Genomic DNA, 24,211 nt, shown 5'->3' with positions numbered 1-24,211 from the left:
TCAATGGTTAAAATAGTGGATGCTTTCTGCATACAACCCAAGCTAACTTACGTTCATAAAAGATTAATTGAACCGGGGTGCCATTTTCAACCAAAACCATCCCTATTCAGCCGTGCGGGTATCAAACATCGTTCATTCGTTAAAGCCGTTACCAGGGATGAATATAGCAAAAAAAGCCAATATGCAGTAAAAAAAGCGTCGATTTAATCATAAAGTAACAGCAGTTGAAGCGGCCCTTTTGATATTTTTTTTGACATAAAACATTGAACCAAAAAAGTACTGACCCACATTCAAAAAACCTGTTATGAAAAAGAGCTATTTTCAAACCGGAGCGTTCCTTTTGGGACTAACAGTATTGTTCCTTTTTTCCTGTAAAAAAGAGGAGGCTTCTTCCCCTCAAACGGGCAAAAAGCAGCAATGGATTGCCGGAAGCTGGAAGCAGAAAGACGTGGTTACCGCGGTTACGGTAAAGCTGGCAGGCACCGGTATTCCTGCCGGCAGCAGCCTGATTACCCTGGCGCCCATGCTGGCCCAGGCGCTGAAGAACCCGGCATTGGCAGAAGGGATCCTGTGCACCAGGTCGAATGTGTACACTTTCGGCCCCGACAAAACCTACTCCATAAACGGGTGTACAGAGCTGCTCTTACCCGGGATCGGCGATAAAGGCAGCTGGCAGCTGACGATCTATGATGCCGTACTGCAATTTACATCCGCTACGGGCCAAAAAGTACCACACTGGATCAACAGCATTACCGGCAGTGAGCTGCGGCTTGCAGCAACGCTGAGTGTGCCGGGCGTGGGCGATCTGCCGCTTTCCATGATCCTGCAAAAACAGTAGTGCCGGACCAATCCTGAAAACAAACCGATTTCCTCCTTAATAATTACGGTATGAAGAAAAGCTATTTTATACAGTCCATACTTGTGGTGTGGGCAATTGTATTTCTTTTATCCCCCCTCCCGTTATGGGCCAATGCCGACGGTTTTACCGTTACCGGTGTGGTGCGGGATGATAACGGGCCGCTGGCCGGTGTAACCATTGCCGAAAAAGGAACGGCCGCAGCAGTTATAACAGCAGCCAACGGCAGTTATTCCCTCAATGTTAAAGACGGTAATGCCATCCTCATCTTTTCTGCCGTGGGTTATGTTACGCAGGAAGTGGCGGTGGGCAAACGGCACCAGCTGAACCTGGTGCTCAGCTCCTCCACAAAAGAGCTGTCCGGGGTGGTGGTAACGGCGCTGGGAATTTCGCGCCAGAAAAAATCACTGGGCTATTCTGTTGGAGAAATTTCCGGGCAGGATATGAACCGGGTGGCACAGGAAAACATCCTGAACGCGGTGGCCGGGAAAGTAGCCGGCGTTACGGTAAGCCAAACGGGGGGAACAGGCTCTTCCGTAAGCATGGTGATCCGCGGGGCTACTTCGCTCAACAACGATAACCAGCCCTTATTTGTAGTAGATGGTGTGCCCGTGGCCAACACCTTAAATAATATAACGGAGGTAGGGGCCGATAACCGGGTTGATTTCGGAAATGCGATCAGCAGCATTAACCCGGATGATATTGCCAATGTAACCATATTGAAAGGGCCCAGCGCCGCCGCGCTCTATGGTTCAAGAGCCGGCAACGGGGTAGTGCTGATCACCACAAAGAACGGTACCCATGTAAACAAGCTCACGGTGGCTGTTACATCCGGTGTGGTTTTTGACAAGCCTTATAAATTTTTGAGATGGCAGACCAAATACGGCTCCGGCCAGTTTTCTGCCATACCGGTGGAGCTGAGCGGCAACCCGCTTACCGACCCGTTTGGCGGCCTGATCATGGAGAATGTGAACGGCGGTGGCGGCGGTGAGCTGGATAAGGGGTATATGGCCGTACAATGGAACAGCCCGGTTGGTGCAGACGGAAAGCGTGTGCCCCTGCCCCTGGTTTCTCATCCCGACAATGTAAAGAACTTTGTGCAAACCGGTGTTACCACCGAAAATGCCATTTCGGTTTCCAATAACACGCAGGGGATGAACTACCGGATCTCGTACTCCAACATGACCAACAAAGGCATTATTCCCCACTCGGACCTGTACCGGAATACGATCAGCATCAATTCGGTAATGCGCCTTAATTCTAAATTACAATTGAGTACAAATATTGACCTAAGCCGCAACAACTCCAACAACCGGCCGGCCAGCGAGCGGGGTACCAATCCCCTTCAGTGGGCCTATAACGTATCGCCCCATATTGATATTATGGAGCTCAAAGATTACTGGATGCCGGGGCAGGAAGGCCTGCAGCAACGCACCCAGTACAACGGCGTTTTTAACAATCCCTGGTTCCTGGCTGCAGAAGTAAAGAACAGCTTTGTGCGCGACCGGCTGTTTGGCAATGTTAAAGCAAACTGGCAGCTTACCAAAGAGATCAGCCTGATGGCGCGTTACGGGCTGGATACGTATAACGAACAGCGTGAAATAAAAGTATCCAACAGCTATACAAGTGATCCGCGGGGCGCCTATGGGCTCATCCATATCAAGTCCTTTGAAAGCAATGCCGATTTTTTAGCCAATTATAAAAAGCGGTTCGACGATTTCGACTTCTCCCTTTCGCTGGGAGGCAATACCCGTTATGAAACCGGCAGCAATTTGCGGAACGCTACAAAAAGAGGTACCGGCCTCATTGTTCCGGGCGTGTACACGGTGCAGAACATTTTACCGGCCTACCTGGACTACAGCAGTTATACCTACAAGCGGGGTATGAACAGTTTGTACAGCATGCTTTCTTTTGGCTACAGGGATTTTGCCTACCTGGATGTTACCGGCAGGAACGACTGGTCCAGCACCCTGCCTGATGCCCAATCCTATTTTTATCCCTCGGCATCCCTGAGCCTGCTGGTGCATGAAATGGCCGGCATCAGATCGGATATGATCAATATGCTGAAACTCAGGGGCGGTATTGCCCAGGTAGGTAATGATGCCGGGCCTTACCAGCTGCTGAGCGTGCTGTCCAATGCCGGCACCTGGAACGATGTCCCCCGGCTTTCGACCCCCAATGTTTTGCTGAACAGCAACCTGAAACCGGAGATTGCCACCTCTTATGAGGCGGGTATCGATATTGCGCTGCTGAAGAACCGGCTGAACTTTTCCGGCACCTACTATGTGGTGGATAACAAGAACCAGATCTTTACCACGCAGCTGCCTTCCTCCTCCGGTTACAGTTATAAAAATATTAATGCAGGGTTGCTGCGGAGCCGGGGGCTGGAGCTGTCCCTGGGCGGCACCCCTGTAAAAACCACCAATACCAGGTGGGATATCAACCTTAATTTTTCAAGGAACCGCACCCGGATCATGGAGCTCGCCAACGAGATGCCCTATTTTGTGTTCTGGCAGGAAGCCAACGGCGGGGCCTGGACCTATGTAGGCGAAGACATAGGTGATATTTATGGCCCCAAAGTACGCGTGGTGGAAGATAAAAGTTCGCAATACTACGGGTATCCCTTACTGGAGTTTTCGGATGGGGGCGCCAAATGGTCGGCCATAGAGGCACAGAACACCAAAAACAAGATCGGGAATTTTAACCCGAAATTTATCATGGGCCTGCAAACCTCGGTAACCTGGAAGAACCTGACGCTGAACCTGACGCTGGACTGGAGGAATGGCGGCCAGTTTGTATCCCAAACCTACCGTTACGGGATGGAAGACGGAAAGGCCGCCACGCAGTTTGACCAGTTTTTTGATGCAGGCACCCTGTCGGGTAAAGAATTGCGCGATTATCTTGTGGCGCATGCCGACCAATGGATAAAGGTGAACGGCAACTGGTTTCCGCGGGTGGGATGGCCCACACCGGAGCACACCAGCTACCCTTTTGAGTACAGCGGCATCCGCCTGCCTTATGGTGGCCTGTTTATTCCGGGAGTTTATGCCACAGGCTACGATTCGGACGGGAACCCCACCGGTTATATTGAGAACCTGGGGGAAAATGTGCTGGGTGTGGATCCCAATAACCCCAACAAGACCCTGCCGGTTCCTTACGCGGCCTCCAACCCCTGGGAGTTTATCCAGCCCTCCCTGTTCCCCGCTTCCTACCTGAAGCTGCGGGAGGTTTCGCTTACCTATGCACTGCCATCAAAAATGATCCAGCGCTTAAAAATGCAAAACCTCTCGCTCACCGTATACAGCCGCAATATTATGCTGTGGACCGCTGCTAAAATAGGGGTAGACCCCGAGAACGCGTTTCAGCCGGGAACCAATATACAGGGCGGCACCCAGTTTAAACAGGGCATTGAACGGTATAATGTAACCCCCTGGGTCATTCCCTTTGGTATCCGGCTGAATGTAACATTTTAAGAACAACGATTAAAATAGGAATTATGCAAATCATAAAGAAATGCTGTTTAATAAGTGCAGGGTTGCTGGTCCTGCTATTGAACTCCTGTACCCAACACCTGGAAAGCCTGAACCGGAACCCCAATGGTGCCGACCCGGAAACGGCCAATCCCTCCCTGGTTTTTCCGACCGTGCTTACGGAAACCGGCAGGGCCTGGGTGAACCTCGGGTTTGGCGATATATCGGGGGTAATGCAGTACACCCAAAAAGATGGCTGGACCTCTGCCCATAACAGCTACGACTGGGAGGGTAGCAATGAATGGTCCGACTACTATAATATCTTAAGGAACAACCAGTATGTATATGATAAAGCGGTAGCGGCCAATGATGAGCTGGCCCAGGGGATGACGCTGGTGATGAAATCGATGGTGTTTGGGCTGATTACGGATCTGTATGGCGATATTCCCTATACCGATGCGCTTAAAGGGAACAGCGAGGATATCAAATATACCTTCCCGGTTTATGATGCACAGCAGTTGGTGTATGAAAACCTCCTTAAAGACCTGGAAAAAGCCAATACCCTTTTGTCAAAAAGCGATAAGGAGTACAACAGCTTTATCCCGGCCAAAACGGATGTGTACTATGGCGCCAGGCCGGCCGGCTGGAGGAAGCTGGCCAACTCCCTGGCATTAAGATATTATATGCGTCTTTCTGAAAAGCTGCCCGATGTTGCCAGGGCCGGTATTGAAAAGATCGTGAACAACGCGGCACAGTATCCTGTTATGACCGCGGCCGCCGATGATGCCGCCATGGCTTTTGCCGGCAGCAGCGCAACGGATTCCTGGCCTACCAATACGGCTTACGATGCCAGCGATGGCAGCAATTTCCGCCGTATCAAAATGTGCAACACCTTTGTTACGGGCATGCAGAACCTGAAGGACCCCCGGCTGGGGATATGGGCGGCAAAAGTGCAGATCATGCTGCAGGTAAAACCCGGCCTGCCTGCAAAGAGCGATTTTATAAAAGACACGGTCATTAACGGGGAGCAGCGTAAGGTACGGTATATTGCTCCCGATGTGCTGGCCACAAAGGGAATAACGGAAGCCGATATTAACCAGAACCCGGACTATGTGGGGCTGCCGGTAGCGCTACCCGGCCCCCAGGCATACAACCTGAGCCCGGATCTGAACCAGGCGCCCAAAAACCCGCATGTATCCTGGCTTAATGATATTTATAAAGGAGCCAGCGGCCCGCTGCTGAAAGCCCGCCTGATCAGTGCCGCAGAAGTAAACTTTATAATAGCCGAGGCTAAAGCCGTAAAAGGCTGGACCAATGCCAATGCCGAACAGTCCTATTATGCGGGCATTAAAACCTCCTTTGATGCCTGGGGGGTTAGCACACAATATGCGGACTATATAAAGAACAGCGGCGTGGTGTTCAACAATACCCGGGAGCAGATCATGACACAAAAATGGATCGCCAACTGGAGTAATGCCACCGAGGCCTGGTTCGATTTCAGGAGGACGGGGTTCCCGAAAATTCACGGGGTGCAGGGCAATACCATTGCCCCGGAGCTGCCCCTGCGTTTTTATTACCCAAGGGAAGAGCAGAACATTAACGGGAAGAATGAAAAAGCCGCCGCTGCAAAACTGGAAGTGACCAGCTACTCAGGCTTTGGCGCGGATGGCACCGGCAACAGCCCCTGGTCCAGGATGTGGGTGCTGCAGGGCACCGGCAAGCCGTGGTAAGTTTCAGTTTCAGGTTTGAAGTTTAAAGTTTCAGGTTGGTACCCTGTTCCGGAGACCACCAACTATTGACCATTGACTCCATTGCCTGACCGCAAAAACCGTCTATATTTAATAACATATACTCATAGAAATGATGAAAAGACTATTTACACACGGTTGTATCGCACTGTATTTATTGTTTACCACAAGCCTTTTTGCACAGGAAACAGTAACCCCCTCTAATGCCTTACAGCAATACCTGAAAAAAAAAGATGATACCTATGGCTGGCAGATCAGGGATTCGTTTACCATTAACGATGTAAAGGGGTATAACCTGCTGCTGACCTCCCAGAAATGGCATGGGTATACCTGGAAGCACCAGCTGACCATTTTTGTTCCGCAAAAGATTAAATATGATGCAGCCCTCCTCTTTATAACCGGGGGCAGCAATAAAAAAGATACGGAGATCCCCAACTGGTCCGGTAAGGACGACCGGTTTGCCATGGGCATGAGCCAGATAGCAACGGCCAACGGTGCCGTGGTAAATGTGCTGCGCCAGGTGCCCAACCAGCCCATTTTTGACAGTTTGAAAGAAGATGCGGCCATCTCCTATACCCTGCACCAGTTTAAAGAGGATGGCGATTATACCTGGCCCCTGCTTTTTCCCATGGTAAAAAGCGCCGTGCATGCCATGGATGCCGTACAGGACTTCTGCAATACCATAACCGGCCATAAAATGAACCGCTTTGTGGTTTCGGGCGCTTCAAAAAGAGGCTGGACCACCTGGCTTACCGGGGCCAATGATCCCCGCGTGGTGGCCATTGGGCCTATGGTGATCGACATCCTGAACATGCCCGTGAACCTGCAGCACCAGATCGATGCCTACGGCGATTACAGCGTGGAGATACAGGACTATGTAAAGCTGGGCATTGTACAGGGCATGAATGCCCCCGGGGGTAAAGATATTGTTACGATGATAGATCCCTACTCTTACCGTAAAACGCTGACCATGCCCAAGATGATCTTTATTGGCACCAACGATCCTTATTGGGTGATCGACAATACCAAAAACTACCTGAAAGAGATCCCGGGTAAAAATATGATCCATTACACACCCAATGCAGGGCATGACCTCAACAATGGAATAACCGCTTTTCCGGCGTTGAGCGCCTTTTTTGGAATAGCCGCCGCTAATGGCAAATATCCGGAGTATACCTGGACCACCGCTGTGAAGAAAAAAAAGGTACGTATAAAGGTACAGGCCAGTCCCGATCAGCTGACCGGGGCTTCCATCTGGTATGCCAGCTCAAAGGATATGGACTTCAGGGATGAAAAATGGCAGGAGAAAGAAGCAGGCTATGCACCGGATGGAACGGTACGGGTTACAGAAGCATTGCCCCGATCCGGTTTTTATTCATTTTATGTGGAACTAAAATACAAAAACCCCAACGGCGGCTCCTATACGGTATGTACCCGGGCGTTTATGACCAATAATAAAAAGATCCTTTAACAGACCGCATGGATACGATGTTTCAGAAAGCAGCTTTGATAGCCCTGCTGCTGGTGATCTTCCCTGCCGGCACAGGCGCCCAAACCGGCAACAGTAAGTACATTGCTAAAAGCATGCTGATCTTTCCGGAGCAGCCGGAGCATGTGCATGGAAGCAGCCTGGCCCTGCTTCCAAACGGGGATGTGCTGGCAGCCTGGTTCCAGGGGAGCGGGGAGCGTAATGCAGATGATGTGCGGATCATGGGTGCCCGTTTAAAAAAGAATGCGCGTCAATGGAGCGCCCCCTTCCTGATGGCAGATACCTATAACCTGCCGGACTGCAACCCGGTGCTTTTCCTCAACCGCCGGAATAAATTGTTTTTAGTGTGGATCGCAGTGAACGCGAACCGCTGGGAAAACGCCATCCTGCGGTACCGTACTTCAGAAAATTACAATACAGACGGCCCCCCGGTGTGGAACTGGCAGGATAATATATTGCTGAAACCCGGGGATGCATTTGCAAATGAAGTAGAAACAAAATTAAAACAGCTGCCCCCCACGCACCATGGCTGGGCGGCCTATGCACCTCAGTATGATGCAATGATCCTTCAGGCATCAAAGGACCCCGGCAAAAGAAGCATGGGCTGGATGACCCGGATCGCCCCGCTGATCCTTGAGGACGGCACCCTCCTGCTACCGCTGTACTCAGACGGGTTCAACTTTTCGCTCACGGCCATTTCAAAGGACGATGGCAGCAGCTGGACGCCGGGCCTGCCCATTGTAGGAAGGGGAAATATACAACCGGCATTTATACAAAAAAAAGACGGAACCCTGGTAGCTTTTATGCGCGACAACGGCGATGCCCCGGCAAGAGTGAAGATCAGCGAATCGGCTGACAGGGGGATAAGCTGGTCGCCCGCAATGCCCACCTCAATACCCAATACGGCCAGTGTTGCCGTCAGCAAACTAAAGGATGGCAAATGGGCCTTTGTAGGCAACGATATTGACGACGGGCGCTACCGCATCCGCCTGTATATATCTGCCGACGAAGGCCGGTCCTGGAAGTGGAGCGAGCCATTAGAGGAGGTTCCGAAGGACCAGGGCAGCTTCTCCTACCCCGCTGTGCTTACCGCCCCGGACGGGCTTTTGCACATCAGTTACTCCTACAAATTATCTGCCGGCAAAGGAGCTGCTATCAAGTATGTTGTTGTGGACCCGCAAAAGATCATAGCCCCATGATGTTACCTGTAATGCATAAAAGACCGGTTCTCTTTTTCTTATTCCTGTTTACCGGGTGCGGCCTGCTTTATGCCCAAAACACGCCCGGTGGTTTTATACAGCCCGTTTCCATAAAATACAGCCCGGCGCCGGACCTGCGGCATGCCCGGCTGAAAAAGGTTCTGGCAGATAATGATAACCGCCTTTTTGTGCTTTCGGATGCCGGCGTGTTAAGAGTGCAGGGTACGGAGCTGGTAAAAGACCGGTATTACCGCCCCCTTTCCGGTAAACTGCCCGCCGATATTACGATACAGGAAACCACGGGGGCATTATATTACCTGTACAGCGATCGTTTTTTGTCCAATACGGAAGCTGGGATGCCCTATGGCATATTGCCTGCAAACCGGTATGATGCATTGGCGGTAAGTAAGAACGGAGCCGTATTTTTAACCGGGCCCGGCGGGGCAGCCCTTTACCGGAACGGGGTGCTTACCCCGCTAACATTGCCCGGCGAAACCCTTCATACACCACGGGTACACAAAGGTGTCTTTTACGCGCTGGGCGGGGGATCGGTATACCGTGTAAAAAATGACCGGCCTGAAAAGCTGCATGCTGCAGACCGGGCATTAACGGCCATTACTTTTTACGACAACGAGCTTGGCCTGGGCACACCGGACGGGTATTATATGCTGGATGCGGGAACCGGCAGGGTAATAATGCCATTACAAACCCGGGTACCGGTAACCGGTATCCAATGCCTGTTAAAAACGCAGGACGGGATCTGGAGCGGAACAGCCGCCGGAGCCTTCTGTAAAAAGAATAATGCCAGAGACTACCGGTATTTTGCCTCGCGCCGCTGGCTGGACAACGACAGCATTGTGGATCTTACCACGGATCGTAACGGCGACCTGTTCCTGCTGAGCCCAACGGGGCTTAACCAGGTGCATTACCAGCCCACAACCTATGCCGGCAAGGCCGCTTATTTTGAAAACAAGATCCGGCAGCGGCATATCCGGTACGGGCTGCTGGCCGAGCTGCGGATGCCGGTGGCCGGCGATGCGGGTACGGCCGAAATGGCAGACACCGACAATGACGGCCTCTGGACCGCTTTTTACCTGGGAAGCCAGGCTTTCCGTTATGCGGTTACCAAAGAGGCAAAGGCCCGGCAAAATGCCTGGGAGTCCTTTACGGCCTTTGAGCGGCTGCTGTCTGTAAACCCGCTTGCAGGCTTTCCCGCACGCACTTTTGAGCGGAAAGGCTTTAAAGTGTCGGACCCGGAAGCCTGGCGCCCCTCGCAGGATACCGGCTGGGAATGGAAGGGTACCACCAGCAGCGACGAGTTTGTCGGCTACATCTTTGTGGCCGCATTAATGGATCAATACGTTGCCCGCACAAAGGACGAGAAAAAAAAGGTGGCCGGTTTTATAGATGCCATACTCATGCATATTATCCGGAACAACTACAACTTTGTAGATGCCAACGGCCGGCCCACCCTGTGGGGGCGCTGGCACCCGGATTATGTTAACAGCTATGCGCCCACCATCAGCGATCGTAAATTAGGAAGTGTGGATATAATTGCCGGCCTGCAGCTGGGCTATGCACTTACCGGTAAGGCCCTGTACAAAACAGAAGCATTAAGGCTTATGAAGGATCACGGCTATCTCGACAACATCATGATCAGCCCCTATAATATAAAAGCCACGCCGGGGGTTATGTATGAGGGCATCGATATGGGCTCCGGGCCCTGGAACCACTCGGATGATGAAATGGAGTTCCTGAGCTTCTGGCCGTTGTATCACCATGCATTGGATGTAAGCCTGCAAAAAAAATATACAAAGGCCATCAACGAATACTATCAGATAGAAGCGCCGGAAAAGAACCCGGTGTGGAACCTGATTACCCTGGGCACCACCGGCACTTTTGATAGGGCAGCTGTGTTGTGGTACCTGCGCGAGTTCCCAATGGACCTCGTTCGCTGGGATATAAAAAACGCGCACCGGAAGGATCTTGATTTTATTGATCCCGGGTTCCGGATGCAGTTTACCCGCGAAGTGATTTCCCCGGCCGAACGCCCTGCGCACCGGTTCAACAGTAACGAGTTTATATTGGATGGGGGCGATGGGGGGCGCTCGGAATTAACCGGCGCAGAATACCTGCTGGCTTACTGGATGGGGCGCTACCTTAAAGTGATACCCTGATGCAGGAAGGGAAGACCGGCAAAGCAATTTTTAAAACAACAACGAAACAGGAGTTCATGAGTAACAGGAATAAAATAATGGGCATGGTGGCGGGGCTGCTATTGCTGGCGCCGGTATTTCAGGCATTCCGCCAGGGGCCTGCAGCACCGGGGGAAACAGATCCCATAAAAGGATTTTTATTTGGAGATGACCGGCCCTTTCCCCAATGTCATGCCTCCACGGTCATTGCTTTAAAGAACGGGCGGTACCTGGCAGCATGGTTTGGCGGCACAAAGGAAAAAGATGATGATGTGGGCATCTGGATCACCAGCGGTGCACCGGGCCGGTGGCAGCCCCCCGTGGAAGTAGCAAAGATCAGGCAGGAGCCACACTGGAACCCGGTATTATTTAAGGCCCCGGATGGAACCATCTGGCTGTTTTTTAAAGTGGGTAAGGAAATACCCACCTGGCAAACCTATGTAATGACTTCCGGCAACGAGGGTAAAACCTGGTCCGCTCCGGGAGAACTGGTGCCTGGCGATACAGGGGGCCGCGGACCGGTACGCAACAAGATGATCGTGCTCTCGAACGGAGACTGGCTGGCCGGGGCCTCTAACGAGATGGGCGACTGGAATGTATTTTTTGACCGCAGTGCCGATAAGGGTAAAACCTGGACGGCAACACCCTATATCGGCATCGACCGCCGCCAGATCACCGGCAAAGGAATTATTCAGCCAACCCTCTGGGAGTCGGCGCCCGGCCGGGTACATGCCCTGCTGCGCAGCACTGCGGGTGTAATTTGCCGGACGGATTCCAGGGATTACGGTAAAACCTGGTCCGCGGCCCGCAAAACAACGCTTCCCAACCCTAATAGTGGTATTGATGTGGCAAGGCTTCCGGGAGGTACGCTGGCGCTGGCCTATAACCCTACAGGGGAAAACTGGGGATCGAGAGGCGCCCTGGCCCTGGCCGTTTCAACAGACAACGGCCAAACCTGGTCAAAACAGCTGATGATCGAAAAAGGCGCCGGTAAGGACGAGTACTCCTATCCCGCCATCATCAGCACCGGCAACAGGGTAATGGTTACCTATACCTGGAACCGTAAAAAGATCGCTTTCTGGTCGGCATCGAAAGACTGGATCCTGGAAAATGCCACTCCCATAAAATAAAGAACCCTGCACGTTAAAAATAAAGAATATGAAACCGGAAACCCTGCCCCGCGGCCTCTGGCCGGTAATGCTTACTCCCTTTCTGGAAAACAATCAGCCCGACCTGGAGGGATTGAAAACCCTGACGGAATTTTATATACAGAACGGGGCAAAAGGATTATTTGCCAATTGCCTCTCCGGTGAAATGTTCCAGCTGACCGATGCGGAAAGAATAAAACTGGTGCGGACGGTGGTGGAGGCAGCAGGGGCAAGAGTGCCGGTTGTGGCATCAGGTACCTTTACCAGCAACCTGCATACCTGTGCCGATTTTATTGCCCGGGTATACGATACCGGGGTGGAGGCCGTTGTGGTCATTAACAACCAGCTGGCCGCAGCGGAAGAGCCGGATGATGTGTTTAAGCAAAAAACAGAGCAATTGCTGCAGCGCACCCGCAATATTCCGCTGGGCCTTTATGAATGCCCCTACCCCTACAAGCGGCAGCTATCGCCCGGGCTCATACAATGGCTGGCCACTACCGGCCGGTTTCTTTACCATAAGGATACAAGCTGTAATCCGGGGCGCATCCGGGCCAAGCTGCAGGCTATATCAGGATCCCGCCTTTCGTTCTACAATGCCAATACGGCTACGGCACTCCTTTCACTGGAAGCCGGTGCGGCAGGCATTGCCCCTATCGGGGCTAACCTGTACCCGGAATTATACCGTTACCTGGTCGATCGTTTTGAAACCGGCGGCAGCACAGCGGCGCTCCGCCAGCTGAATGAGCAGCTGGATATGATGGATACGGTGGTTGACCTCAGCTACCCGTTTTCGGCAAAATACTTTTTAAAAAAACGCGGGCTGCCGATCAGCACCCACTGCCGGATCCCATATGAGAACATGAATGCGGAGCGCTACCTGAAGCTGGATGCGCTGATGCAGGTATTTGAAAGAACCGCCGGCTACTTTGGCATTCGCTACACATCTACGCTGTAAAAAGCGGTATTCAAAACGGGCAAGGGCCTCCTGTTTTACTGCTGAAGCATTGCATACATTGAACTCCCGGATGAAAGGCCGCTGAAACCGCAGAGATCCCGGAGGCGTTTATTGCAACAACAAAAAATGCCGGTTCCGGTTACGGTGCCCGCAAAAAAATAGTCCCCTGTAGAAACAGGGGACGCAACCAAAACTAACTGCTTATGAGAAAATTTAATACCTTTTTATATCAACCCTACCTGAGGTATTATTGTGATAAACGTCTTTTCATGTTTAATGTTGCAACAACCATTCCAAAATTTCATTTTCGGGCGGTTTGTTAACATTTGTTTGGGTATTGGGGGGACAAATGTTGTCGGGCGTCAATTTTTTTATCTTTTCCGGTCGCTGACCGGCAGGCGGGCTGTTGAATGTTCCCGTTCAGATTTCCCCGGACATTCGGGCATGGTTCAATGCCGGGTGCTTTTTCTATCTGGTGCCCGGTTTCATTTTCACATTCAAAATGCTGACTGACTGCTGAAAGAAAGTATTATTAAAGCGAATGAAAATAGCGCTTACAGCTTTGGGTGTTGTGTACATTTGGAACAGCCGGTACGGATGATGTTCAAAACATATACAGGATTAAAAAGATGGGTGATGCCGGTCAAATGGTCCGCAGGATCTGCGGGCTCCGCAATTTACCCTGTTGTGGTATCTTAGCAGGAAAGCCTGTTACGGCAGATCAGGAAAAGCATAGGGCGCCGGGCTGCAGGAAAATTAAAAATACGAAGAATGAAAGGATTGCTGTTGGTTGTTTTTTTGAGTGTATGGCCTGCCGGCGCAGGGTACGGGCAAAACGGGCGCACCATGGTACATATAAAGGATCTGCAGGTGCGGGATCCCTTTGTAGTTGCAGACCCAAAAGATAAAGTGTATTATTTGTATAAGGCATCGCCCGTGGGCAGGGATAAGCAAAAAGCGAACGGAGTGGTAGCCTATAAAAGTAAGGACCTGGAGCATTGGGACGGTCCCTATCCTGTTTTTAGCATACCCGGTGACAACTGGATCAAGGGGCCGGTCTGGGCCCCGGAGGTACACCGGTACCAGGGCAAATACTATTTGTTTGCTACGCTGAATTCGGATATTGAATGGAAAAAAGCAAAAGCTAACTGGCCCCGGTATACCTTCCGGGGAACGCAGATCTTTTATTCGGACAGCCCGTTGGGACCCTTTCTTCCTTTTGCCGGCCGGTTGCCGCATACCCCTATGGACCGGATGGCGCTGGATGGTACCCTGTGGGTGGAGGACGGGGTCCCGTATATGATCTACTGTCATGAGTGGGTTCAGATAGAAGATGGGGCAATGGAGCTTGTGGCGCTTACGCCGGATCTCTCAAAACCCCGGGGTGCCCCGCTTACCTTGTTTCATGCCTCAAGCGCTCCCTGGTCTACCGGTAACCAGCGGCCCGATGGGGTGACCAGCTATGTGACGGATGGTTGCTTTTTATACCGTACCAGGACCAACAAACTGCTCATGATCTGGTCCAGCTTTAAGAACGGAAGTTATGCCATCGGTATTGCGGAATCAACAACGGGTAAGGTCACCGGTCCCTGGGTTCAGCAAAAGGACCTGCTGGTAGAGGAAAACAGCGGGCATGGCATGTTGTTTAAAACCTTCAGCAACCAGCTGATGCTTACCTTCCACGGTCCAAACAGCCCCGACGGCAGTGAAAGGGCCCATTTTTATGAGGTGATAGATAACGGTGCTACCCTTACCCTGAAGCGTTAAAAAAAATGTTTATAAAATGGAGTGCCGGTTTTTTTGCAGGTATGCTGTTGCTGGCAGCCGGCGCCGGCAGTGCTTTTGCAAGGGACCCGGTTTACATAAAAGACCTGCGGCAGCTTTTGCAGGGGCAGCAGGAATGGATAAAAGTGCATGTGGCAGAATACCTGGTATGGAGCGGTGCGGCTGTGAATGAGGTATACCGCATTTTCAGGGAAGAAGACCGGCTGTACGCCGCTGTTCCAAAATACAGGATCGGTATATGGCGGGTTCTGGCACAGGCTTCCCGCTCAAAAAAGGAACGTGCCCGCTGGGTACGGAAGATTGCAGCTGTTTATAGGGATACAACAGCGCCGGACCGGCTGCATGCGATAGAGACCCTCTCCAAACTAAGGTATCCTGTTTTACCGGAAGCAACTGTTAACAAGCTCCTGCGGGAGGAACACACCAGCCCGATGCAGGTATATGAACTGTGGAATGCAACCGGTTTTTCAGCGCCCGGCAACAATAGGGCAAAGGACCGGCTGGTTACGCTCCTGTTGCAGCAGCTGGCGGAAAACGACCATGCAGCCGTACCGGTTATTGCTTATGTGCTGCGCTTCCTGCATGTGCTGGAAGCATCCCGCTGGGACCAGGTTCGTCATGCGGCAGACCTGTTGCCAACAGATCCGGCTATCCATGCTGCATTGCTGACAACGCTGTGGATCGCAGCTCCGGCAGAAAGAAGTGCAGAAGCGGAAGCCGCCTGGAGCCGGCTGTTCCGTAAAAGAGATGAAAAGGAAATGTGGCCCTATTTGCTGGCAGGGCTGGCGCTAAAGGGCACAAAGGCCGGCCGGGAATGGCTGTTGCAGCAATATCCGCTGCTCAGCAACAGCCGGCTGGCGGGGTATAACGCCGATGTGCATGCGGCCGCGGCATATGCGCTGCTGAAAATGGAGCCGTATTAAGTGGCAGCCTGCCGGATCTGCCGGGGCTTTGGAACAGGGCCGCCACGTAAATGTGCTTCCGCCGTCTTTTGAACGGGCTATATAGGCCGTGTCGCCTGCATTGCCTGTGCGCATAAAGGCAACCAGGTCTCCTTTAGGTGTTTCATAAATGGAGGTCTCGTTGAACACGATCCTGGGGTCTTTGGCAACAACTGATTGATAGGCCCAGCTTTTGCCCCCGTCTTTGGAGGTTAACAGGTAGTTCGATGTTTTCAGGGTCCGGGCATCATCGGTGGCGGCTACCACCCGGTAAATGGTTCCGTTTCTTCCTTCAAAGAGTGCACCCCTGTTGTAGGCCGGTACTTTATTGCCATATAAACTGTAATGGATCTCGTCCGGAACGGATGGAGGGTAAACGGGTGCGCTCCTGGTCTTGCCATTGTCTGTGGAACGCAATAAATAGCCACCCGGGAAAACAGCATCGCCGGTTTTAAAATACGGAGTCTTTATTTTGGCCAGTGCATCGGCATTGGGGAAGGCCCATCCATAACTGGCGCATAAGATAGTGCCGTTTCTTAATTGTAAAAGACAGGGGTCCTGTGAGCCGCCAAACGGATGTGCAGAGAGCAGGGCCGGTTGAGCAGGCCAGTTCATGCCGTCTTTTGAGGTCAGTTGCACCAGGTAGCTGTTGGGATCAACATGCGTGGTGCTCTTCTCCCCGAAAATACGGCGCTCTTCTGAAAGCCAGCAGGTATGTGCCGTCTTTCTTCTTTATGATCGACGGAAAGGCATTGTGGAACAGGCTGTCCCTGTAAATAACAAGATCCCTTACTTTCTGAAGTGAGCCCGCAGCGTTACTTTCTTTAACAGCGTTTTTGTTTTGTGCCTGTGCTGCCGTGCATGCACCGCCAAAGGCCAGGGCTATGCTCAGGCCGATTATTTTTGAAACCAGTTGCATCATCGTTTTTGACTGCTGAAGCAGCTTTTAAAATAGGTTGTTTAAGATAGAAGATCCTTTAAAACTAAAGGATGCTGCGGTTGTGTACCTGTATTTTATGGCAGATAAGCGGTACTTTTTTTCAGCCAGAACTATGGTATAGCCCTTCGGGTTTCAACGGGTGTGCAGGGGCGCCCTGCCAGGTTAACCCGGGGCCGCAGGGTGTATAAAATAAAGAAAAGACTACTGCAGGGGAGCTGTTTACACGGTATCATTTGCCGTACATGTGCTATTTGGAAAATTGTATCAGATAAAGGAAAAGATGTATTAAAGAAAGTCAAAGGTACCCTGCATCTTTGTACGGCTTTGTCATATTAACGATTAATCCATAGGATCTAAAATTAACTACCAGTAAAAATGCAGAATCGATTTAAACAGACCCGGTGTGCCTTTTTATTACTTCTCCTGGTAACGTTGCTGGTGTCCGCAAGGTCGGTAGCGCAGTCAGGACCCGTAACGGGGAGCGTTACCGATACGCTGGGGCAGCCGTTGCCCGGGGCTTCTGTAACAATTAACGGAAGTTCCAGGGGTGCCCTTACCGATGAAAAAGGGGCCTATAAAGTAGAAGTCTCCACAGGTGAATCATTGCGCTACTCCTTTGCCGGCATGGAGGACCAGGTGGTGTCTGTACGCGGCCAGCGTATGATTAACGTGGTCCTGATGCCCAAAAAAGATGCCCTGTCTGAAGTGACCGTTGTGGCCTTTGGTTCGCAAAAAAAGGAGAGCGTGGTGGGTGCGATCACCACTGTTAAACCAGCGGAATTAAAAACACCATCCAGTAACCTTACAACCGCCCTTGCGGGGCGCGTAGCGGGTATGATCGCCTTTCAGCAGAGCGGCGAGCCGGGGCTGGATAATGCTAATTTTTTTATTCGCGGTGTTACCAGCTTTGGCAACCAGAACCGGCCGCTGATCCTGGTAGATGGTATTGAAATGTCAGCTACCGAACTGGCAAGATTGCAGGTAGATGATATCGCAAGCTTTTCGGTGATGAAGGATGCTACCGCTACTTCATTGTATGGCGCCAGGGGCGCTAACGGGGTTATTTTAATTACAACCAAAGAAGGTAAAGAAAGCAGGGCGATCGTTGCTGCACGTTATGAACGGTCGATATCGAGCCCCACCCGCAAGATCGAAATTGCCGACCCGGTTACCTATATGGAACTGGCCAATGAAGCGGTGATGACAAGGGACCGCCTGGGGCTTGTTCCCTATTCGCAGGAAAAAATTGAAAATACGATGGCCGGTAAGTTCCCGCTTTTGTACCCGACAACCGACTGGTACTCGATGCTGCTGAAAAATAATACGCAGAACCAGCGCCTGAACCTGAATGTGAGCGGCGGCGGAAAAGTGGCGCGCTATTATGTAGCGGCTACCTATAACCAGGACAACGGGCTGTTAAAGGTTGATAAAAGAAATAACTTTAATAATAATATTGATCTGAAAACTTTTGGGTTAAGGGCAAATGTAAATATGGATCTGACCAGGACCACGGAGGCACTGGTACGTCTTAACTCAACCTGGACCGATTATACCGGCCCCATTTATACCGGCTCCGATATTTACAGCCGGATCATGAAAACCAATCCTGTTCTGTACCCCGCATACTATCCGCCGGATGCGGCCAATGAACTAACGGAACACATCCTTTTCGGAAATTCCGGTTCCGGTAATTACAGCAATCCTTATGCAGACCTGGTAAAGGGATACAGGAACTATACCAATGCCATGGTGCTGGCCCAGTTTGAATTAAAACAGGACCTGAATTTTATAACTCCCGGTCTGAAGCTGAGCGCTATGTATAATACCACCCGCTATAATTATTACAGCGTGCAGCGGGCGTACAACCCTTATTATTATGCCCTGGCCGATTATGATAAAACAACCGGTGTGTACCTGCTGCAGGAGCTGAACCCTACTACGGGCCGCGAATACCTGGATTATGCAGAAACCGGGAAGGATGTATCTTCTGAAAATTATTTCCAGGGTATTTTAAATTACAGCCCCACGTTAAAAGGAGACCATACGTTTAGCAGTACATTGGTATATACCATGCTGAACAAACTGGCAGCCAATGCCGGCTCATTGCAGAACTCGCTTCCGCACCGGAACATGGGGCTGGCGGGCCGGTTTACCTATGGTTTAATGCAGCGTTATTTCCTGGAAGCCAATTTCGGGTATAACGGTTCCGAACGCTTTTCACAATCGCACCGTTTTGGATTCTTTCCGTCTATCGGGGGCGCCTGGTATGTGTCCAAGGAAAAATTCTGGAGCGATGGCCTCCGGAAGATCATTAATAACTTAAAGATCAGGGCCAGCTACGGGCTGGTGGGGAACGATGCTATCGGAACGGATGAAGAGCGGTTCTTCTTCCTTTCAGAAGTAGATATGAATGCCTCCAGCCGGTCCTATATGTTCGGTTCCGAATTTTCAAATACAATTGTTGGCGTTCTGGAAAAACGTTATGCCAACCCCAATATCACCTGGGAAACCTCAAGGAAGTCGAACCTGAGTTTTGAGGTCGGGTTGCTGAATGCGGCCAATCTTACCATAGACCTTTACCGGGAGTACCGGTATAATATCCTGCTGCAGCGGTCCTTTATACCCTATACCATGGGCCTGGCCTATTATCCCAAAGCCAACCTGGGCGAAGCCAGCAGCAAAGGGATTGATGTGGCGCTGGAAGTATCCAGGAGCCTCTCCAATAACTGGTTCATATCCGGAAGAGGGAATTTTACCTATGCTACCAATAAGATCAGGGTATACGATGAGCCGGATTACAGCGCTACACCCTGGAAGTCCCGCATTGGGTACCCCATTAACCAAACCTGGGGCTATGTGGCAGAGCGGCTGTTTGTAGATGATGCCGAGGTAGAGAACTCACCTGCACAGGGAGCCGATGCAATGGGGGGGGATATTAAATTCAGGGATATCAATAATGATGGGGTTATTGATCAGCTGGACCAGGTTCCGATCGGGTACCCGACAGTTCCGGAGATCATTTATGGCTTCGGGATTTCCACCACCTATAAGAATGTCGACTTCTCGGTTTTCTTGCAGGGGCTTGGGCGCAGGTCCTTTTGGATCAATGCCGCTGAAACCACGCCGTTCGTTGGCGGAACCGGCTACTCCAACCAGCTTTTAAAAGCCTATGCCGATGATCACTGGTCAGAGGACAACCGGAACATCTATGCACTTTGGCCAAGACTGGCCCCGGCAGTGAATAATAATAATGTTAGTACAAGTACCTGGTTCATGCAGAACGGGTCCTTCTTACGGGTGAAGCAGGTAGAGCTGGGTTATACCATGCCGGAGCGTCTTATACACCGGCTTAAACTTACAAAGCTGCGGATCTATACCAATGGAACCAACCTGTTCAATTTTTCCAGGTTTAAACTGTGGGATCCGGAAATGGGAGGCAATGGTTTGGGTTATCCGCTTCAACGAGTAGTTAATTTCGGAATTCAATGTACTTTATAGAATAACTTTAGTATGCAAAAGATAATTTATCCAGCTCTTTTAATGTTATTTACAGGCCTGTTTGCATCCTGTAAAAAATATATGGATGTAATACCAGATAATATTGCAACCTTAGATTATGCGTTCAAGGACAGGACCAGCACCGAAAAATACCTGGCTACCTGCTATTCCCGGTTGCCCCGTTTGGGAACGCTGGCCGAGCCTGGCTTTATAGCAGGGGATGACTACTGGTTTCACGTTGACCTCAATAACAGGGCGCAGTATGCTTTTGACCTGGCACGTTATGGCAATAACAAAACCTCCCCTTACTTTGATTACTGGGCAGGGAGTAAAGGCGGTACACCGCTCTGGCAGGCGATAAGAGATTGCAATACTTTTATCGAGAATGCCTCCAGGGCCGGGGGACTGGACGATTTTGAGCGCGCCCGGTGGGTGGCGGAAGTAAAGGCATTAAAAGCCTGGTACCATTTTTACCTGCTGCGGTTATACGGCCCTATCCCCATTATAAAAGACAACATGTCCATAGAGGTTCCTTCAAAAGAAACGTTTATATACCGGGAGCCGGTGGATAAGGTAGTGGATTATATCGTACAGCTCCTGGATGAGGCAATGCCCGATCTGCCGTATAAAATAGAAAACGAAGTTTCTGAAGCGGGGAGGATCACCAAAGCGGCGGCAGCAACCATAAAGGCTGATGTTTTGGTAACGGCGGCCAGCCCGTTGTTCAACGGCAACCAGGACTATGCAGGGTTTAAGGATAACCGGGGTATTTTACTGGTCAATAATGTTTATGATCCCAAAAAATGGGAACGGGCTGCGGTGGCCTGTAAAAATGCGATCGATACCTGTATGGAAGCTGGGGTTGCATTGTACCGTTTTAACAACCCCGCGCTGAATATATCGGACTCCACAAAACTGGTGATCCAGCCCGGCCAGATCATAGCAGATAAGTACAACGTGGAACGCATCTGGAGCCTGTCCTCCTTCATTAGCTCCGACCTCGAAATTTATACCATGCCGCGGCTTGCCACGGATCATGAGCGGGTGGTGTACCAGATGCTGGTGCCCACTTTAAAAATGGCCGAGATGTTCTACACCCGTAACGGGGTCCCGATGGAAGAAGACAAAACCTATGACTATACCGGCAGGTATGAATTGCAGACCGTTCCGGCAAATCATAAATTCTTTATGCAAACGGGGTATACCACGGCAAAGATGCACTTAGACAGGGAGTACCGGTTTTACGGAAGTTTGGGGGTAGACGGCGGATGGTGGTATGGATTGGGGCGTTTTAACGATCAGCAGCAATGGCCGCTGAACTTTATGCTGGGCTCCGTTACCGGGGGGCGCGTTGGAACAGAACGCTATTCTGTAACCACCTACTATGTTAAAAAATTATCGAATTACCAGTCTACATACAGTGCGCAAACTTTTGTGCCCAAAAGATTTGATTTTCCTATTTACCGGCTGGCCAATCTGTACCTGCTTTATGCCGAAGCGCTGAATGAATCGCTCCCCGCCCCCACGGCAGAAGTATTGCAGTATCTGAATTATGTAAGGAACAGGGCCGGTTTGAAAAATGTGGAAAGTTCCTGGCCGGCCTTTTCCATTTATCCCGATAAGTATACAACAAAAGCCGGGATGCGGGAGATCATTCATCGCGAACGGAGCATTGAGCTGGCTTTTGAAGCACAGCGGTTCTGGGATCTGCGCAGGTGGAAGGTGGCGCTCGAGTACTTTAACCAACCCATCCAGGGATGGAATACAGAAGGTACAAAAGCCCAGGAGTTTTATCAACCGCTTACGTATATCCGGAAGCAATATACCTTAAAGGAAGTGTTATGGCCCATTATGCAGGATGAGCTGCTCAAAAACGGAAACCTTGTTCAAAACCCCGGGTGGTAAAAAATAATTCTTATAAAATGAATAAAGTAATTTTGTTTGTTTCATTGATCGTCTTCATCACTTCTTGTAAAAAAGAAGCATTTACCGGCCAGTTCCCAACCGATGGTACCGCGCCCGGACCGGTAATGGCGCCCAGGGTCAGCAACCTGGAGGGAAGGGCTGTGATCACCTACGACATCCCTTCTGACCCGGATCTGCTGTATGTAAAAGCGACCTATACACGGAATGGCCGGCCGGCAGAACAGCGGGCTTCGATCTATAGCCAGGAGCTGGTGGTGGAAGGGTTTGGCAGATCAGCCGAACATACGGTAGAGCTCCGGACGGTGGACCGGAGCAACAATGAATCGGCGCCTGTCTTGGTGACCGTTAAACCGGCAGATGCACCCATTTATTCGGTTTTAAATACCATGGCCGTACAAAACGATTTTGGAGGGATCCGGCTGGATTGGGCCAACCAAAGTGAAGCGGATCTTGTGGTGACCGTGGTTACGCCCACGCAGATGAACGGAGTAACGGAGATGCGGGAAGTACAGTCGTTTTACAGCAAGGCCAAAGCATCCGGGGGCAATGTAAGGGGCTACCAGGATCCTTCAAGAACCTTTGGTGTAACCATCCGCGACCGGTGGGGAAATAAAACTGATACCCTGTATGATGATTATACCCCGCTTTACGAAACCCAGCTAGACAAGTTGAAATTCCGCAGGTGGAACCCCCCGGGGATTCCTTACAATGCGTATACCACTTCGAACTGGTATATTGAGAATTTGTGGAACAACAGTATTACCAGCGGATTTGCAAACTATAACCTCGAATTTACCTTTGATATGGGGCAGCTGGCAAAACTGAGCCGCTTCAAGATCAACCAGCGACCGGAGAACAACCTGATCTATAACCTGGGACATCCGAAAAAATTCCAGGTATGGGGGTCTGCTACATCAAATGTCAGCGATAATTTTAATACCTGGACATTGCTGGGCGAATTTGAGTCCGTAAAACCCTCCGGGCTTCCCCTGGGAGGCGTAACCACAGAGGATATCCAATACGCGAACGTAAAAGGAGAGGAATGGAATGTGCCCTTAACGGCGCCCCCTGTAAGATACCTGCGTTTTGTATGCCTGCAAACCTGGGCCAATGCCTCTGTGATACAGGTAATGGAAATGACATTGTGGGGAGATACTAAAATTAATCAGTAAAATAAGTGATATGACCAAATATCCGTTTTTAGTGTATGCGGGGTTGCTGCTGTTGTTGTGGTCCTGCTCAAAGATGAATGATCTTCATAAAAAGTACCTGGAGAATGGGGAGATCATTTATTTGAATAAATTAAGTGCTCTTTCCTCAATGCCGGGGAAAAACCGGGTACGGCTTCAATATGTAAATAAAGACCCCAAGGTAAAAAAGGTGATCCTGTATTGGAATACCCGGGCAGACTCCGTTGTGCTGGATATGCCGGAGAACCGGCTGGGCGATACCCTGTATCACGATCTGACCGGCCTCTCTGAAGATTCGTATGTTTTTGAGACCGTTACTTCGGATGCGGCATTAATATACCGGTCAATGGCCGGTGAAACTGCTGCCCGTGCTTATGGCGAACAGTTCCAGAATAGTTTGCAGCAGCAGGCCATCAGCTTGAAAGAATGGAGTCAATCCAAAAACAGCCTGTCGCTGAAGTTTTATCTTGCCCCGCGCTATGCGTTGTTCTCTGAGTTCCGGTTTACGGATGTTTCCGGTGCAACAAAATCGGTTAGGGTGCCCTATACGGTCAGCGACTCCGTATTCCAGGGTGTGGGAGGAGAAATTACCTACCGGACCGCCTTTCTTCCGGAAGCCGGTTGTATTGATACTTTTTATACCAACTTTACCCAGCTTAACCCGGTTATAAAGCCATAGAAGAGCGCGTGTTGATCGTATTCAAACCCGGGGCTGTCTTGCAATAGCTCTTTACATATTAGATAATTTTGTTAAATTGGGTCTTCGTTTGAGCAGGTCAGCCGTAGGGCCACTGATCAGCGACAGGATCGTGATCCTGCAGCAGGAGCATGCCTGTATGGAAAAAGTCTTGCATCGAAGAGCCATAAATTA

The 24,211-nt window shown here is 50.8% G+C and carries 15 protein-coding genes; 14 read left to right on the top strand and 1 reads right to left on the bottom strand.

Features of this window, described 5'->3' with window-relative positions; genetic code table 11:
- Positions 1 to 304 precede the first annotated feature (304 nt).
- The 10 genes from BLS44_RS20360 (at position 305) to BLS44_RS27220 (ending at position 15,768) form a co-directional block, all read left to right on the top strand.
- Complete coding sequence (locus BLS44_RS20360) at positions 305 to 838, top strand: hypothetical protein (protein ID WP_143019868.1); 534 nt, start codon at positions 305 to 307, stop codon at positions 836 to 838.
- Between the two features lie 50 nt (positions 839 to 888).
- Positions 889 to 4,329 carry a SusC/RagA family TonB-linked outer membrane protein gene (locus BLS44_RS20355; RefSeq protein ID WP_090392076.1) on the top strand — a complete coding sequence of 1,147 codons (3,441 nt, stop codon included), beginning with the start codon at positions 889 to 891 and terminating at the stop codon, positions 4,327 to 4,329.
- A 23-nt stretch (positions 4,330 to 4,352) separates the two neighbouring features.
- The gene (locus BLS44_RS20350; protein WP_090392075.1) at positions 4,353 to 6,056 is read left to right on the top strand and encodes a SusD/RagB family nutrient-binding outer membrane lipoprotein; all 1,704 of its coding nucleotides are present in this window, start codon (positions 4,353 to 4,355) and stop codon (positions 6,054 to 6,056) included.
- 130 nt (positions 6,057 to 6,186) lie between these two features.
- Complete coding sequence (locus tag BLS44_RS20345) at positions 6,187 to 7,545, top strand: PhoPQ-activated pathogenicity-related family protein (RefSeq protein WP_218127797.1); 1,359 nt, start codon at positions 6,187 to 6,189, stop codon at positions 7,543 to 7,545.
- 8 nt (positions 7,546 to 7,553) lie between these two features.
- Complete coding sequence (locus tag BLS44_RS20340) at positions 7,554 to 8,762, top strand: sialidase family protein (RefSeq protein ID WP_218127796.1); 1,209 nt, start codon at positions 7,554 to 7,556, stop codon at positions 8,760 to 8,762.
- A complete protein-coding gene (locus BLS44_RS20335) occupies positions 8,759 to 10,939 on the top strand; it encodes a ligand-binding sensor domain-containing protein (RefSeq protein WP_143019867.1) in 2,181 nt (726 codons plus the stop codon). Before BLS44_RS20340 ends, BLS44_RS20335 begins: the two co-directional genes overlap by 4 nt.
- Positions 10,939 to 12,087 (top strand): sialidase family protein, encoded by a 1,149-nt coding sequence (locus tag BLS44_RS20330; protein WP_218127795.1) that lies wholly within the window; start codon positions 10,939 to 10,941, stop codon positions 12,085 to 12,087. Before BLS44_RS20335 ends, BLS44_RS20330 begins: the two co-directional genes overlap by 1 nt.
- Before the next feature lie 28 nt (positions 12,088 to 12,115).
- Complete coding sequence (locus BLS44_RS20325; protein ID WP_090392073.1) at positions 12,116 to 13,060, top strand: dihydrodipicolinate synthase family protein; 945 nt, start codon at positions 12,116 to 12,118, stop codon at positions 13,058 to 13,060.
- Between the two features lie 771 nt (positions 13,061 to 13,831).
- Positions 13,832 to 14,827 carry a glycoside hydrolase family 43 protein gene (locus BLS44_RS20320; RefSeq protein WP_090392072.1) on the top strand — a complete coding sequence of 332 codons (996 nt, stop codon included), beginning with the start codon at positions 13,832 to 13,834 and terminating at the stop codon, positions 14,825 to 14,827.
- Positions 14,828 to 14,832: 5 nt separating this feature from the next.
- Entirely contained in the window at positions 14,833 to 15,768 is a 936-nt protein-coding gene (locus BLS44_RS27220; RefSeq protein WP_090392071.1) for a hypothetical protein, read from the top strand.
- 673 nt (positions 15,769 to 16,441) lie between these two features.
- Here BLS44_RS27220 and BLS44_RS26845 read toward each other — a convergent pair.
- On the bottom strand, positions 16,442 to 16,708 hold the full coding sequence (locus BLS44_RS26845) for a hypothetical protein (RefSeq protein ID WP_090392070.1): 267 nt from the start codon (positions 16,706 to 16,708) through the stop codon (positions 16,442 to 16,444).
- 393 nt (positions 16,709 to 17,101) lie between these two features.
- Here BLS44_RS26845 and BLS44_RS20305 point away from each other — a divergent pair, with 393 nt between their 5' ends.
- The 4 genes from BLS44_RS20305 to BLS44_RS20290 all read left to right on the top strand — a co-directional run bounded on the left by BLS44_RS20305 (position 17,102) and on the right by BLS44_RS20290 (position 24,019).
- Complete coding sequence (locus BLS44_RS20305) at positions 17,102 to 20,224, top strand: SusC/RagA family TonB-linked outer membrane protein (RefSeq protein WP_090392069.1); 3,123 nt, start codon at positions 17,102 to 17,104, stop codon at positions 20,222 to 20,224.
- 81 nt (positions 20,225 to 20,305) lie between these two features.
- A complete protein-coding gene (locus BLS44_RS20300; protein WP_176954496.1) occupies positions 20,306 to 22,129 on the top strand; it encodes a RagB/SusD family nutrient uptake outer membrane protein in 1,824 nt (607 codons plus the stop codon).
- A 17-nt stretch (positions 22,130 to 22,146) separates the two neighbouring features.
- Complete coding sequence (locus BLS44_RS20295; protein ID WP_143019866.1) at positions 22,147 to 23,322, top strand: DUF5000 domain-containing lipoprotein; 1,176 nt, start codon at positions 22,147 to 22,149, stop codon at positions 23,320 to 23,322.
- A 10-nt stretch (positions 23,323 to 23,332) separates the two neighbouring features.
- Entirely contained in the window at positions 23,333 to 24,019 is a 687-nt protein-coding gene (locus tag BLS44_RS20290) for a DUF4998 domain-containing protein (protein WP_090392066.1), read from the top strand.
- Positions 24,020 to 24,211 lie beyond the last annotated feature (192 nt).

Source organism: Niabella drilacis (assembly GCF_900101395.1).
In the GTDB taxonomy this organism is placed as follows: Bacteria; Bacteroidota; Bacteroidia; order Chitinophagales; family Chitinophagaceae; genus Niabella; species Niabella drilacis.
The sequence above is the reverse complement of the archived record's forward strand: the minus strand, read 5'-3'. Positions and strand labels throughout refer to the sequence as shown.